General features: G+C 31.2%; 12 protein-coding genes. All 12 read right to left on the bottom strand.

The window, feature by feature from the left end:
• Positions 1-118 precede the first annotated feature (118 nt).
• Positions 119-1,078: a hypothetical protein gene (locus RBG61_RS13275; RefSeq protein ID WP_307944317.1), complete on the bottom strand. Its 960-nt coding sequence runs from the start codon at positions 1,076-1,078 to the stop codon at positions 119-121.
• A 16-nt stretch (positions 1,079-1,094) separates the two neighbouring features.
• Positions 1,095-2,585 (bottom strand): MBOAT family O-acyltransferase, encoded by a 1,491-nt coding sequence (locus RBG61_RS13270; RefSeq protein ID WP_307944316.1) that lies wholly within the window; start codon positions 2,583-2,585, stop codon positions 1,095-1,097.
• Positions 2,586-2,842: 257 nt separating this feature from the next.
• Positions 2,843-4,264 (bottom strand): lipopolysaccharide biosynthesis protein, encoded by a 1,422-nt coding sequence (locus RBG61_RS13265; RefSeq protein WP_307944315.1) that lies wholly within the window; start codon positions 4,262-4,264, stop codon positions 2,843-2,845.
• Between the two features lie 9 nt (positions 4,265-4,273).
• Complete coding sequence (locus tag RBG61_RS13260; protein WP_307944314.1) at positions 4,274-5,242, bottom strand: polysaccharide pyruvyl transferase family protein; 969 nt, start codon at positions 5,240-5,242, stop codon at positions 4,274-4,276.
• An 18-nt stretch (positions 5,243-5,260) separates the two neighbouring features.
• Positions 5,261-6,484, bottom strand: a complete 1,224-nt coding sequence (locus tag RBG61_RS13255) for a glycosyltransferase family 4 protein (protein WP_307944313.1) — start codon at positions 6,482-6,484, stop codon at positions 5,261-5,263.
• A 2-nt stretch (positions 6,485-6,486) separates the two neighbouring features.
• The gene (locus tag RBG61_RS13250; protein WP_307944312.1) at positions 6,487-7,812 is read right to left on the bottom strand and encodes a hypothetical protein; all 1,326 of its coding nucleotides are present in this window, start codon (positions 7,810-7,812) and stop codon (positions 6,487-6,489) included.
• Between the two features lie 2 nt (positions 7,813-7,814).
• Positions 7,815-9,011, bottom strand: coding sequence for a glycosyltransferase (locus tag RBG61_RS13245; RefSeq protein ID WP_307944311.1), 1,197 nt, complete (start codon positions 9,009-9,011; stop codon positions 7,815-7,817).
• Between the two features lies 1 nt (position 9,012).
• Positions 9,013-10,131 (bottom strand): glycosyltransferase family 4 protein, encoded by a 1,119-nt coding sequence (locus RBG61_RS13240; RefSeq protein ID WP_307944310.1) that lies wholly within the window; start codon positions 10,129-10,131, stop codon positions 9,013-9,015.
• A gap of 12 nt (positions 10,132-10,143) precedes the next feature.
• Entirely contained in the window at positions 10,144-10,992 is an 849-nt protein-coding gene (locus tag RBG61_RS13235) for a LicD family protein (RefSeq protein ID WP_307944309.1), read from the bottom strand.
• A 2-nt stretch (positions 10,993-10,994) separates the two neighbouring features.
• Positions 10,995-12,134, bottom strand: coding sequence for a non-hydrolyzing UDP-N-acetylglucosamine 2-epimerase (gene wecB / locus RBG61_RS13230; protein ID WP_307944308.1), 1,140 nt, complete (start codon positions 12,132-12,134; stop codon positions 10,995-10,997).
• Positions 12,135-12,148: 14 nt separating this feature from the next.
• Positions 12,149-13,258 carry an NAD-dependent epimerase/dehydratase family protein gene (locus tag RBG61_RS13225; RefSeq protein WP_307944307.1) on the bottom strand — a complete coding sequence of 370 codons (1,110 nt, stop codon included), beginning with the start codon at positions 13,256-13,258 and terminating at the stop codon, positions 12,149-12,151.
• A 13-nt stretch (positions 13,259-13,271) separates the two neighbouring features.
• Entirely contained in the window at positions 13,272-14,306 is a 1,035-nt protein-coding gene (locus tag RBG61_RS13220; protein ID WP_307944306.1) for a polysaccharide biosynthesis protein, read from the bottom strand.
• Between the last annotated feature and the right edge of the window lie 4 nt (positions 14,307-14,310).

Below are 14,310 nucleotides of genomic sequence, written 5' to 3'. Positions count from 1 at the left end.
GTGGTTTGGTTATATTTTATTATTTCAATATAAAGATTGATTGACTTTTTTAACCTCTAATTTTTGATTTTTATCTTTCTAACAATCTAAGAAATTACCAATAAGGCAGTAAATCTTACTAGTTTTTAACTGCTTTAGTTAGATCCTTAATAAATTGTTGTGTCCTAATTTCAACACCTCTATCATTCAAATGAAGATTGGTATTATAAAACAAGGTCTCTGAATAAATATAATTATTAAAATCAGAAATCAATTCAAATTGAATACTATTTTCTAACTCCTCTTGAAAATCGGCAAGTTCTTCATCAGTCATTTCAAAAATCTCTTGCATTATTGGTGGAACTCCCATAAAGAGTGTTGCCCCTTGAGATTCAACATATTTATGATACTCATTTAAATACTGCATAAGCTCTTTGGATATTTGACCTCGTCTAAATCCTGCTTCAGCGAGATGCCTGTTTTTCATTATATTTTTCGAACGTTCAAACTTTACATCACCATATTCATTAAAAGCCGCTCGTGAGTAAACACTCTTTGGTGGAGGTGGGGTTGTTTCACGATTCCAAAACTTCAAACGGCTCAAGCAATTTGGGAACGATAGTTCAACTGCTTTTTTTAAATAAGTCGGAAATGCTTCAATCATTTTTTCATAGTCTTGATATCTTATTTTCGACCATAAAGAAAAATGATTCTCTATCGTTTGCCACGCAAGCACAGCATCACTAATTCCATTTGGGAAATCATATTGCGCTGGTAATACAACTACAATATCACCTTTGTTGATGTTCCCTTTTACAATATCTGTATGTAATGTGAGCCCTAGTCCACCATGTAATCCCATATTAACAACTGGCATATTGAACTGTTCCTCAATTAACTTTGAATTAAATCCAAATGCTACATTAGAATCACCAACGAGTATTATTTTCGGTTCTTTCACACTTTTAAGACGATCATATTTATCAATCATTGATGCATTATAGCCTTTACTGTATTGAGGTAAAATAACAGAGAAAATCCAAACAAGCATTATTACTATAAATATAATACTTCGAAAAATCCAACTTTTTTTAGCCAAGTTTAGTCCCTCCCCTTTAGAATTGGAAATAAATGAATTGTGTTTGAGCATACTCAGATCCATAAACACCAAGATATAAAATACTATTGATAGCAATAAAATATATCATCCATCTAAACCATAAAGGTTGTTGTTGTAATTTTTCTCTCAATTTATACTTCCTTTGCAATGAAGAAACTATGAATAGTACAACAATTGTTATGAGCATTGTAGTGAACTGAGATTGTGATACCCCAAATGTATACAAAGTTCCATCAATAAGAGCATTTAAATTCAAATTTGTAATCATTGTTTTAACAATTGATAATCCAGCTTTTACTCCAGGTGCTCTAAAAAATATCCATGCTATATCAACTAATATAAATGTAAATACGCATTGAAATAGTCTATGAGCAAAGCTACTTTCATTTACTTTAAAAGCTTTTTTAATTTTACTTCGCACCGGTGTTAAAATTTCACCAGATACTTGATAAAAACCGTGTAATACGCCCCAAACAACATAATTCCAACTCGCTCCATGCCATAATCCACTCAAAAGGAATGTAACCATTAGGTTAAAACACTTTCTCTCTTTGGAACAACGGCTTCCGCCTAACGGTATGTATAAATAGTCTCTAAACCAGGAGCTAAGCGATATGTGCCATCTATGCCAAAAATCTTTAATGGATCGAGCAAAATAAGGACGATTGAAGTTATCCATAAGCTTAAATCCCATTACTTGAGCTGCACCGATTGCCATATTCGAATAGCCTGAAAAATCGCAATAAATTTGCACTGCGAATAAAATTGTCGCCAAGATTAAAACGATACCTGATTGATTAGAGTAATTCCCATATACATTATTCACAATAATAGCAACTCTATCTGCAATTACGATTTTTTGGAATAAACCCCATAGCATGAGCTGTAATCCGAGCTTAGCCCTTGTATAATCAAAATTGTGTTTATCGTTAATTTGCGTTAATAAATTTTTAGAACGCTCAATAGGTCCGGCTACTAACTGTGGAAAAAATGATACAAATAACGCGTATTTTCCAATATTACGTTCTGCATAAATATCCCCACGATAAACATCAATCGTATAACTTAACGCTTGAAATGTATAAAAGGAAATACCAACAGGTAATAAAACATCGAACTCGGGTTGCACTAATGATAAGTTCAATAAAGAAAGTGCTATATTAATATTATCTATTGCGAAGTCAAAATATTTAAAGAAAAATAATAGACCTAAGTTAATGGCCAAGCATAAATACACCACTAGGTGCATTAACCTCTTAGATTTTTTGATGTCTGGTATTTTTCTTAACTTTTCTATAAATATACCGCTTAAATATGTAATTACAGTTGAAAACCCAATTAAAATTGCATATTGGGGATTCCAACACATATAGAAAAAATAACTGGTTACCAATAACCAAATCCATTTTATTTTATGAGGAATTAGAAAATAGACAACAGTTACTATAGGAAAGAATATTAAGAAAGACATGGAATTGAAAATCATATTATACCTCATGATGATTTACATAAATGAGTAAAGTGGATAATGATTATTTGTTCACTTTTATTACTTTCGTGTTCGGAATTTTTGGATATAATTTGCTAATATATTTTTTATATTACAAAACTCATTACTTTTGAAATTTATAATAAAAAACTAATACCGATATCACAAAGTTTAAAATACCTTTGATAATTAGCAATGCTACAATTACACGTATTCAATATATAACTGCATACTAACTCATGAACGAGATGAACTTACTTATTAAGACGTAATCTGCTTTTAAATAAAGCTTTTTCTAGCAATAAGAAAATATCTTTTGAAAACAAAAATATGATGAGTAAAGATATAATAACATTAAGTACAAATATATTATTAATAGTACATAACATGACCGAAGCTTGAACTATTAACAATATATAGCCAAGTATAAACTTAATCCTAAAAACTTTGAACTCAGGAAATTCACTTTTTAATAGTTTTCCTCTTACAATTAAGATAATAAAAAAACTAGTCATAGTAGCAATTGCTGCCCCACATTCATTTAAAATTGGAATTAACATAAAATTTAATAGAATATTTGTAGAGGCACCTATTAAAGTAGAAATAAATAAACTTCTAGAATTCTTTGTAGCTGTAAATAACGAACCAATGAAACCATTAAGCGCAGAAAATACAGCACCAATTAACAAGAAAATTGCAGATTTCCAAGCTGATTGAAATTTAACATCAAATAAAATTTTAGCAAGTAAAGGCGTTGCCATAATTCCAATTGAACAGCAAAAAACAAGCACCAAATTATAGTATTTATATATTAAATTATAAAATTCGTTGCGGTTTTTACTATTCAATTCACTTATTGCTGAAAGCTGCCAAGCTCGCATAAAAATATCCCCAGCTGTCGAAACAAGCGTAGGTAATCTACAAGCTGCAGAATATATACCATTGATTCCTACCCCACACAACGCAACAATAATATATCTATCAGAAAGCGAATTTACCCACCAAGAAATTGAATTTGGAATTAGTGGTGTAGCATACTTTAGCATTTCTCTTTGTTTTTCTTTATCTCTTTTTTCGAAAGAAATATATTGTTTTATATTTATCGTGCAACTCATATATATGATACATATAAACTCCGATATAATAATTGAAGATAAGTATCCATATATGCCCGCTTTAAAAACTACTAAAAAAAGGATATTAAATCCTATTGTCACACTAGTTGATATTATTCCATTCAACGCGAACACTTTGACCCTACCAATACCTCTCACAAACTGACTGAGCAGAGTGTATATAGAATTTGTTATAAATATTAAGTCAAACACCATACATAATTTTATATCAAATCCACATATCATCGCTATTAAGGATATTACTATTGCAAGCACTACTCCAAAAGCTAAAAATTTAAGTCCTATCGAAAATATCATCATTGGATCTGAATCTTTATCCAATGAAAATCTTAATACAGCATCAGTAATACTTAAAGTCAAGACTGGAATTAACAATGATGCTGTGGTTACTACTAAATCAATGGTTCCATATTCTTGAGTTGTAAGTCTGTTAGTATATAGTGGTAGCATAAAAAAAGACAAAACTTTTGATACTAACACACTAAACGAAAACAACATTGTATCTGAGAATAGCTTTTTATACTTATTGATTTTGTCCACTCCTAAAAGTTAGTACTCAATATTAAATTGCGCTAACCATTTTCTTATATTTTCTCTAGGCAAGTCAATAGATACTTTTTGTTCACTATTAATAACTTCCTCTAGCTTTTCTAAATTTTCTCTTTGTATAATGGGTAGCCCACAATCCTTGTGTATTTCATTGGCACGATTATCAACAGCAACTATAAATGAACGTTTTTTATGTTGTAGAGCTCTAATCCCACCGTGTAATCTAGTTCCAACATAATCCACATCGTTATTAGCTAAAATACTATCATATGTCGCTAAAGATGGTGAAACAATTTCTATCTTATCATCCGTAATGACTTGAGAAATATATTCTATATCGCCTTGGCTTTGAACCCATAATAAAACACGTTTGTAATTCTTAGAAAGAATACTTAAAAGTTCTTTATCTTTTTCCACATCTGGCCTATAGTCTGTAAGTGTGCAAATAACAGTATCAGATTTTTTTGTCGGTATACTATCACAAAATTCATCAGTAAATCCCCATAGTGATGGACACGCGGTGTTAATTACATTATTTACACCTATACTGCGAAGCTTTTCTACAGTATACTGATCTCTAACGCTATTTATATACTCATGGTTAAATAAACTTTTATACAATTTTTCTGTATAATGATTTGATTTTCCTGAATATGAGTGCCAACCTACGCCCATTGTTATTATTGGTTTTATCGCATTGATATTTGATGACTTTATATCCCATTGTCTAAAACTCTGATTCATTTTTGGCATTAACAAATTGCTTCCTAATACAAATTTATGATTAATATTTCCAATAAACGACATATACATATTCGTAACAGGAACATGGGTTGCAAATTCGACTACATAAGAATTATGTAATAGTGGTTTTAAATATTTTTTACAGGAATCTACGATTATTTCATCACCAATATTTAATGACGATATTGCTGGGCTAAATAGTATGAATGTTTTAATATCAGACATATATACTCTCCCCTATTCTTATATTTTTTTATATATTTGAATTAACTCATCGATATTTTTAATTTTATCATGAGTATTTTTTGCATGATTTTTTGCTTTTTCAGAAAATTGAAGAGCAATATCAGGGTTATCAAAAATCTCTTTCACATAATAAGAAATCATGTAATACTCATCAGCTGGATAAATATAACCTTCAGTATTATGTTTCATCATATTCGTTACACCACCAACATCAGAGCTTATGCAAGGTACGCCAAGCAGCATCGCTTCGCCCAAACTATTTGGGCTGTTTTCTATACTAGAAGCAGATAGAAACACATGGGAATTCATCATGCGCTCACACATATCCTCCTCGCATAAATTACCTAAAAAGGTAATATGTTCTTTCAATTTTAATTTATAAACTAACTCGTTTAGATATTTCCCATAAGAAGAAATTTTTAGTTTCTGTTTTAATGTCTCATTCTTTGTGATATTATCTCCTGCAACATATAAGTGCGAATCAGGAAAATCCTTTAAGATTTGTGGCAAAGCCATCAATGCTAGATGTAAGCCTTTAATTGGATATGTGGCTTGTGAAAAAAATATAGAATGTTTTTCACATTTTGATATATCCCAATTATTATTATAAAAACTTTCTCTAAGGCTTTCATTGCAATGATGATACGCTGCATTTGGATTAATTTGATAAGCACACGCTTTATCCCAGTTTGTACGCCCGATAATATGCTTTGTTTTTGATAAAATTTCTTTTTCAATTAAACCACGTTTCATAAATTTTCTTGATTGTTGTTTAATCGAATCTTGTTTTAAGAAATCACGTATTGACTTTCTAGTAGCAATACGATGTGGTATAAATGCTTTATAATGATATGAATAAATACTTACTAGGCCTTGAATTGATGTAACGTATTTTTCGTTAGGGAAAATATCCATTAGAATTTTACCATGACTGAATTCTGTTCCATGTAGATGAATAATATTTGGCCTTATATCAGGAATAATTTGTAGCCAAGATCTATCTGTTTGGTCTCTTGGAAATACTATATAGTTTACATTGTCTATATACACTTTTAATATCTTATCCCCGCTATATGGAGCGGCAACAAAGAGCTCAATATTTTGTTTTTTAGCTAGGTCTGGAATAATAGCTTTCATCCAGCCCCCTGCATTTGCATAATCGATATCAAGTGCTTTTCCTACATCTGGTAGCACAACGTTACTTACCCATAATATCTTCATATTTACTCCTTAACACTTTTAATAGTAAAGCCTGTTTTCAATTTAAGACTCTTCTCTCTAAAACTTTTTATTATATCAAATTGATTTTCCTCATCATTTTCATTATCTCTTAACATGAATGAGCTAAAGGAAAATATCCAAAAAATTGGATTTCCGACTATAAACTGTGTATTAAATAAAATCAACAATCCGAATAGTAATGTGAATTTAAGCCACAGTTTGTTGGCATCTTTCTTTACAATTAGCCAAAAAGATAAGATATGAAATGTACCTCCAAGTAAACCGAAAAGAGCAAAAAAGCCTGTAGTAGATGCTATACTGTATGTTTTATCAGCTAACACTACTGAAAAATCATTTCCCCAAATTGGGCTATGCAAAAATTGATTAATATCTTTAAATAAAGAATTTCCTCTCGCTGAGGTAGAATCATTAACCGTTACAAGTTTCTTTACTGTTTCAGTAACTAACATATATAGATGGTAATTCAAACAACACGCAATAATGAATATAATAACAGCTAAAAGTAAAACGCCACAAATAATCATCAATTGGTTTTTTGATAATCGTTTTTCCAATATAGCTTTTATTATTCCAACTAACACAAATAACCCTGTTACTGCAATTGCTGGCGGTGAAAAAGTGCTTACACAAGTCAGCAACAATATTACAATATGAATAAAACGATATTTTTGGGGATTATATATGAGCTCGTATAGTAAAGCTATATTAATAAATATTCCATACACTCCTGGTTCCCTAAATATACCAAAATTTCTTAAGTAAGTTTTTATAGGGACAACAAAACTTAACTCCAAATCGAAAAATTGTAATCCGACAGAATTTGTAACAAGTGGAATACTATCGAAATTTTTAAAAAGAAAAGGTCTTAGTACATAGCAGCAAACTAGCGAATAGACTCCTAAAATACACAATAAATTAGAAAACTTCTTAAAAAAATCATCAAAAGTAAAGATATGAATAAACAAATAAGCAACGCCAATATAAAATAATATTGAAAGAACATAAAGCTGAAAATCAAGTTTAATTAACGAACTTAATAATATGGCAACAATGTAAAACAGTATAAACCATGTTGCTTTTTCTCTAAACACATAGCCTTGCTTATAATATTTAATCAATAAAACAATTCCACATATTGCTATTATCCCAATGTAAGTTATAAATGTAATAAAGAAATTAAATTTTGCATACGTATACAAAGTATCGCGACTTAATGCAATTGTGAAAAATATAAGCAAATATAATATAGATTCATTTACTATTTTGTTTTTTGAAAACTCATATTGCCTTACTCCAAATTGAAACATAATTATCCTCTTTCATTTATTAAAGCTATTATTTTTTTGGATTGTTGTACTTCATTTTTTTCATTCAATACATATTCTTTTGCACGAATTCCTTTAGCGTGCACCTCACATTCATCTTTCAACAAAAGTTGTTTTAATATTTCCGCTATTCCAAAAGAAGATTCGTTATCAATGGTATAGACATATTCTAAATAATCATTTGGCATTCCTGGAAGCTTTGTTGTAAGGACCGGTGTTCCTGACACCATATACTCCATATTTTTAGAAGGAAAAGAATATTTAGTATATTCCTCGTTTGTCGGTCGTGGATTAACCAACAGCGTTGCTTTTAATTGCTTTTGAATAATTTCTTCATTAGAAACTACACCAAAATACTTAATCTGATCTGTAGTCTTGCAAATTTCTTCTAACTCATTATTGAAATCTCCACTACCGTAAATATGTAGTTCAACATTACCGATATTTGCTTGTAAAAAGCCTTCAGTAAGTTCTTTGATACCGTAAATTTTGTGCAAACTTCCAGCATATATCAGTATTCTTTTTTTATCTTTATCTTGCAAATTATTTTCAACTGAACTCATATCCGAGTCAACTAATCCTTCTATCACAACAAATGGTCGCTTTGCTGCGTGCTTGCTTAACTTTTCATTCATTTGCTTTGTTAAAAGAACATAATAGCGAAATCTATTTAAAACAAAATTTCCTACAAAAGAAAATATACTTTGCTTGATTCTTCCTAATAAACTTGATTGGTTTCCAGCTACATCTTGCGGCAAATCCGTACAAATGCACACTGTTTTTCGTCCTTTCAGTTTCGCAACTATGAGAGCTAACATACTTTGTATGTAACATAAGTAATCGCAAACGAGCACGCTATCTTTTTCATTCATAGAATTCCAATACAGCTTTATTGTTTGAAACAATCCCTTAAATGGAGACAATCCACCAACATTATTATAGTTTCGTACCATGAATGATAAATTACTATGTTGTGAATCCTGATAAGTACGAAAGCTTGTAGTGTTTTTTCTTATATGTTTATCAAATTTATCAACATAACAACATTTGACGAAATGACCATTTTTAGCAAAGCCTTTCGCAACAAGATAATTAAACTTTGTTGCTGCTTGGCTAGGTTTATGCGACAATTGCTTATATAATTCATTTGGACAAGCACGAGATACATATAAGATATTCATTTTATTTTCCTTTGCTTTTTAATATATCATCAAAGATTTCTTTGTGTCTTATTGCCATATTCTCAATTGTATATTGTTTGATCTTTTCAATATTATTTTGTGACATCGTCTTGGCTAAATCATCATTATTGAGTATGATATTGAGTTTTTCTGTAAATGCCTTTACATCGTCAACCGGAACTATATACCCATTCTCTTCATCTTTTATTAGCTCTAAACCAGCAATACAACGATCAGTTGTAATAACAGATAGACCTTGCGCCATTGCTTCATTAACAACCAATCCCCACACATCACCACGAGTTGGAAAACAAAATACATCAGCAGCTTTATAATATTTAATCAATTCATCTTTTACCATAAAGTCTATAAAGTGAAGATTGCTTAGGCCATATTTATCTTTTAAATCAAGATATTCTTGTGTTGGCTTTCCCCCAACTAGATAAATTCCAATCGATTTATCTAAATTCTTACATGCTTGTATTAAAATATCGTTTGCTTTAAGAGGAATAAATTGTCCTACATTTAAGATTACTTTTTCTTCAGTTATGCCAAATTCTTGTTTGATAACTTGTTTTTCTTCTTTTGTAATTAAACCTGTCACAATATCTTTTTGGGCTACGGTGGTAAACGGATAGGAATATGTATTTTCTCGTTTTGCACCATAAAACTCCAAATATTGAGTTGTTGCTTCACCAGTTCCAATCCACCAAGTTGCAGAAGAAATTAGTTTTTTCTTAAGTAATTCTTTAAAGCCCTTACCAGACTTAGCAAACCCACCATCTGCCTCTAGTACAAAAGGTATGTCATATTTTTTTAGTTGTTTTATTGCATACATCCCGGTATATTCACAGTAAGAGTCTAACATAATTAAATCATAACTTTTATCTAAAACAAGTTCTTTTACGCCATAACAAATATGTCCGTTCAAAAACTTTGATTGTTTTAATAATATGTGGTTGAATTTATATTCTACCTCTACAAACCATTCAGAACATCTTCCTTTTTGTTGTTCTTTTGAATCAAAAAAAGCGACAGTTAAATCCATATAATTCGTTAATTCATTATAAAAATCTATTCTATACGGTGCCTCAAAATTTGTAATAAATAATACTTTCAAACTTCTACTCCTTTATAAAAACTCCTTATAACTCCTGTTAGTACTAAATATTTCTGGCTGATGAAACATTACTTGTTGCTCCTTTGGTGGCAACTGCATATAATCCCCATACCAAAATTTCAACATTTCATCATAATATTTCGTTGCTAAAAATTGACGACCTTCAAATTCAATATCAACAAACTCATCTAAGACTTTGCTATCAAAAGGCCGCAAATCAGCAGGAGTGTTTAATAAAACCCCACCTTCAGATATTAATCCAACTCTTTTTGTTCTCGAATCATTATATTTTGTTATCGCTTCATATTCTTTTCTTTGACAGTATTTTCTTGGAAAACAATTCAGCACAACATATAAGATTGATTTGACGAATTTATTTAAATTAAGCCCACAATTAAAAAACACATCTTTATTTCTTGCAGCACGAATTGGTGTTAAAAAAATGATCTTTCGTTTTTGTTTTGCAAATAATTTTTCATCATCAGGAATATGATCAATCGGAGAAATATCCATATAAATACCTTGATGAAATCCAGCATTCTTCCAATTACTATATATCATAGCTGTATTATTTTTTCGTATACGTGTTATATTATATTGGTAAGCAGTTTCGGTGTTAATGGATTGAAGAAAATAGTTATTATTCAACTCTTGTGAAGAAAGTTTCAAGAACTTCTCGTAATCTTTTCTAGGCATAATAATATCGACATCATCGTCCCAAGGAATAAAGCCTTGATGACGAACCGCTCCTAGAAGAGTTCCCCAAGCTAAAGAATATTTAATATCGTATTTTCTACATATTCTATCAAACTCAATTAATATCTCCAGTAACACATCATGAAACTCTTTTAAGTCTACCACTTCTACTTCCTCCACACCATTTTATTTACTACACCAGTATAGCTTTGAATTAGCTTTACTACTTTTGTAGAAACATTTTCGTCTGTATAATTCGGTACTGGAATACCATAATCGCCATCATTATTCATTACTACCGCAGTATCTACTGCTTGTAGTACTTGTTCTGTTGTAATCCCTGCAAGGATAAAGTTACCTTTATCAAGCGCTTCAGGACGTTCTGTTGAAGTTCGAATACAAATAGCTGGGAATGGATGTCCTACTGATAAGAAGAAGCTTGATTCTTCAGGTAATGTACCGCTATCAGAAACCACAGCATATGCGTTCATTTGCAGATTATTGTAATCATGAAAACCTAGTGGTTTGTTTTGAATGACACGAGGATCAAACTGGAATCCACGCTTTTCGATATACTTCGCACTCCTTGGATGGCATGAATATAAAATAGGCATATCATATTTTTCTGCCATTGCATTTACAGCGTTCATTAAGTTGATAAAGTTTTCTTCATTATCTATATTTTCTTCTCTATGAGCAGATAGAAGAATATATTTGCCTTTTTCAAGACCTAACTTCTTAAGAATTTCGCTAGATTGAATTTGCTCCAAATTTTGATGAAGTACTTCAGCCATAGGAGACCCTGTTACATATGTTCTTTCCTTTGCAGTACCTTCATGGTTTAAATATCTTCTTGCATGCTCACTATAGCACATATTAACATCAGAAATATGGTCAACAATTCTACGATTTGTTTCCTCAGGAAGGCATTCATCAAAGCATCTGTTTCCAGCTTCCATATGGAAAATAGGAATATGAAGACGTTTTGCTGCAATCGCTGAAAGACATGAATTCGTGTCTCCTAAAATCAAAAGAGCATCTGGTTGTTCTTCCACCATAAGTTTATATGATTTTGCAATAATATTGCCTATTGTTTCTCCTAAATCTATTCCTACTGCATCTAAATAAAAATCAGGTGCACGCAAGCCTAAATCATCAAAAAACACTTGATTTAATTCATAATCATAGTTTTGACCAGTATGTACTAATACTTGATTAAAGTACTTATCACATTTTTTAATTACCGCAGAAAGGCGAATAATCTCTGGTCGAGTTCCAATAATAGTCATGACTTTAAGCTGTGACATAATATACTCCTTTGTTATACTTTTTCAAAATACGTATCAGGCTTATCTGGATTAAAGGCTTCATTTGCCCACATAAAGGTAACCATATCAGTTTCACCTTCGTTAATTATGTTATGAGTATATCCTGTTGGTATATCAATAACCTCTATTTTTTCGCCTGTTACGTGGTAGTCTAAAACTTCATCTGTTCCAATTTTTCTAAATTGAATGAGTCCTTTTCCTTTTACTACAACAAATTTTTCATTCTTGGTGTGGTGCCAATGATTCCCTTTTGTAATGCCAGGTTTAGAAATATTAACAGAAAATTGTCCTCTGTCAGGAGTACGAATAATCTCAGTAAAAGAGCCTCTCTCGTCAACATTCATTTTTAAAGGATAGCTGAATTGATCGGTTGGAAGATAGCTTAAATAAGTACTATACAACTTCTTCTCAAGCTCATTTCCCACATTTGGAATATAAAGATTTGTTTTATACTCGCTAAAAGAGCGAATTGTATCTGCTATATAACCAAGCTTTGCTTTATATGTAACCGGTACAGCGCAGAATTGATCCAGTAAATTTGCATGACCTTCCATAGCGCTGATAAATTCTGCAACTACGTCATCAATATAAACTAAGTTCATAATTACATTCGGATCATTAACAGTAATCGGCAATCCATTTGCAACATTGTTACAAAAAGTCGCAATCGCACTATTATAATTCGGCCTACACCATTTACCAAAGACATTGGGTAAGCGATAAACATATACTTTTGACTTTGTCTCTTTAGAATAAGAAAAAATACAATCTTCGCCTGCTTTTTTAGAACGTCCGTATGCGTTATCTAGTTGCGCTTGAATAGACGATGTAACTAATATAGGAGCAGAATTATTATTTTTCGTCAATAAATTGAGTAACTCAGTTGTAAAACCAAAATTACCTTTCATATATTCTGTTTCATTTTCAGGACGATTTACACCTGCTAGATGGAACACAAAATTGCACTCTTTTGCATAATGCTCTAAGAGTGCCTTATTTGTATCCATATCATATTCAAAAATATCTGTATATCCTCTGTTTTTAAGCTCTGTGATTAAATTTTTACCTACAAAGCCTTTTGATCCTGTAACTAATATCTTCATAACTACTCCCATTCTACATACTGGATTTTTCTGCTTCCCATGCAGCAATTTCATCACGTATATATTGTAGAGTTAACAATTTTTCTTTTACTTCTTCAACAGATAACCTCTGTGTATTATCTGAATTAAATTCTGTTAGACCATTGCGGTTGCTATTGCCCTCGCTTACATATTTATCATAGTTTAAATCGCGCTTATCCGCTGATACTTGATAGAAATTGCCTCTATCAACAGCTTTTGCACATTCTTCATTTGTCAGTAGTGTTTCATACATTTTTTCGCCATGACGAATACCGATTACTTTGATCTCATTATCAGCATGAAACAATTCTTTTACAGCTTGGGCTAATACTTCTATTGTACAAGCTGGTGCTTTTTGTACCATGATATCTCCGGATTGAGCATTTTTAAATGCGAATAGCACTAATTCAACAGCTTCTTCTAAGCTCATGATAAAGCGTGTCATTTTAGGCTCTGTTATTGTTAATGGCTTACCTGCTTTTATTTGATCAATAAATAATGGAATTACAGAACCACGAGAACACATTACGTTTCCGTATCTCGTTCCGCAGATTAATGTTTTTTTAGGGTCTACTGTTCTTGACTTTGCTACAAAAACCTTTTCCATCATTGCTTTAGATGTTCCCATAGCATTTATTGGATAAGCTGCTTTATCTGTTGATAAACAGATTACTTTTTTCACTCCTGCTTCTATTGCAGCTGTTAAAACATTATCAGTACCAATAACATTTGTTTTTACAGCTTCGATAGGAAAAAATTCACAGGATGGAACTTGTTTTAATGCCGCAGCATGAAAAACATAATCAACTCCATACATAGCGCTTTTTACACTAGATAAACTTCTCACATTTCCAATATAATACTTGATTTTATCATTATTATATTCATGACGCATATCATCTTGTTTCTTTTCGTCTCTTGAAAAAATACGAATTTCTTTAATATTGGTTTCTAAAAATCGATCCAATACTGCGTTTCCAAAAGAGCCGGTACCTCCGGTGATTAAAAGTGTTTTTCCTTCAAACATATCT

Origin of the sequence: Paludicola sp. MB14-C6 (genome assembly GCF_030908625.1) — a bacterium.
Classification (GTDB): domain Bacteria; phylum Bacillota; class Clostridia; order Oscillospirales; family Ruminococcaceae; genus Paludihabitans.
This window is presented reverse-complemented; position numbering and strand designations above follow the sequence as displayed.

Excerpts from the sequence above, each read along its gene's own strand:
- RBG61_RS13270 (WP_307944316.1), bottom strand. The coding sequence starts at position 2,585 with ATGATTTTCAATTCCATGTCTTTCTTAATATTCTTTCCTATAGTAACT.
- RBG61_RS13260 (WP_307944314.1), bottom strand. The coding sequence starts at position 5,242 with ATGTCTGATATTAAAACATTCATACTATTTAGCCCAGCAATATCGTCA.
- RBG61_RS13255 (WP_307944313.1), bottom strand. The coding sequence starts at position 6,484 with ATGAAGATATTATGGGTAAGTAACGTTGTGCTACCAGATGTAGGAAAA.
- RBG61_RS13250 (WP_307944312.1), bottom strand. The coding sequence starts at position 7,812 with ATGTTTCAATTTGGAGTAAGGCAATATGAGTTTTCAAAAAACAAAATA.
- RBG61_RS13245 (WP_307944311.1), bottom strand. The coding sequence starts at position 9,011 with ATGAATATCTTATATGTATCTCGTGCTTGTCCAAATGAATTATATAAG.
- wecB (WP_307944308.1), bottom strand. The coding sequence starts at position 12,134 with ATGTCACAGCTTAAAGTCATGACTATTATTGGAACTCGACCAGAGATT.
- RBG61_RS13225 (WP_307944307.1), bottom strand. The coding sequence starts at position 13,258 with ATGAAGATATTAGTTACAGGATCAAAAGGCTTTGTAGGTAAAAATTTA.
- RBG61_RS13220 (WP_307944306.1), bottom strand. The coding sequence starts at position 14,306 with ATGTTTGAAGGAAAAACACTTTTAATCACCGGAGGTACCGGCTCTTTT.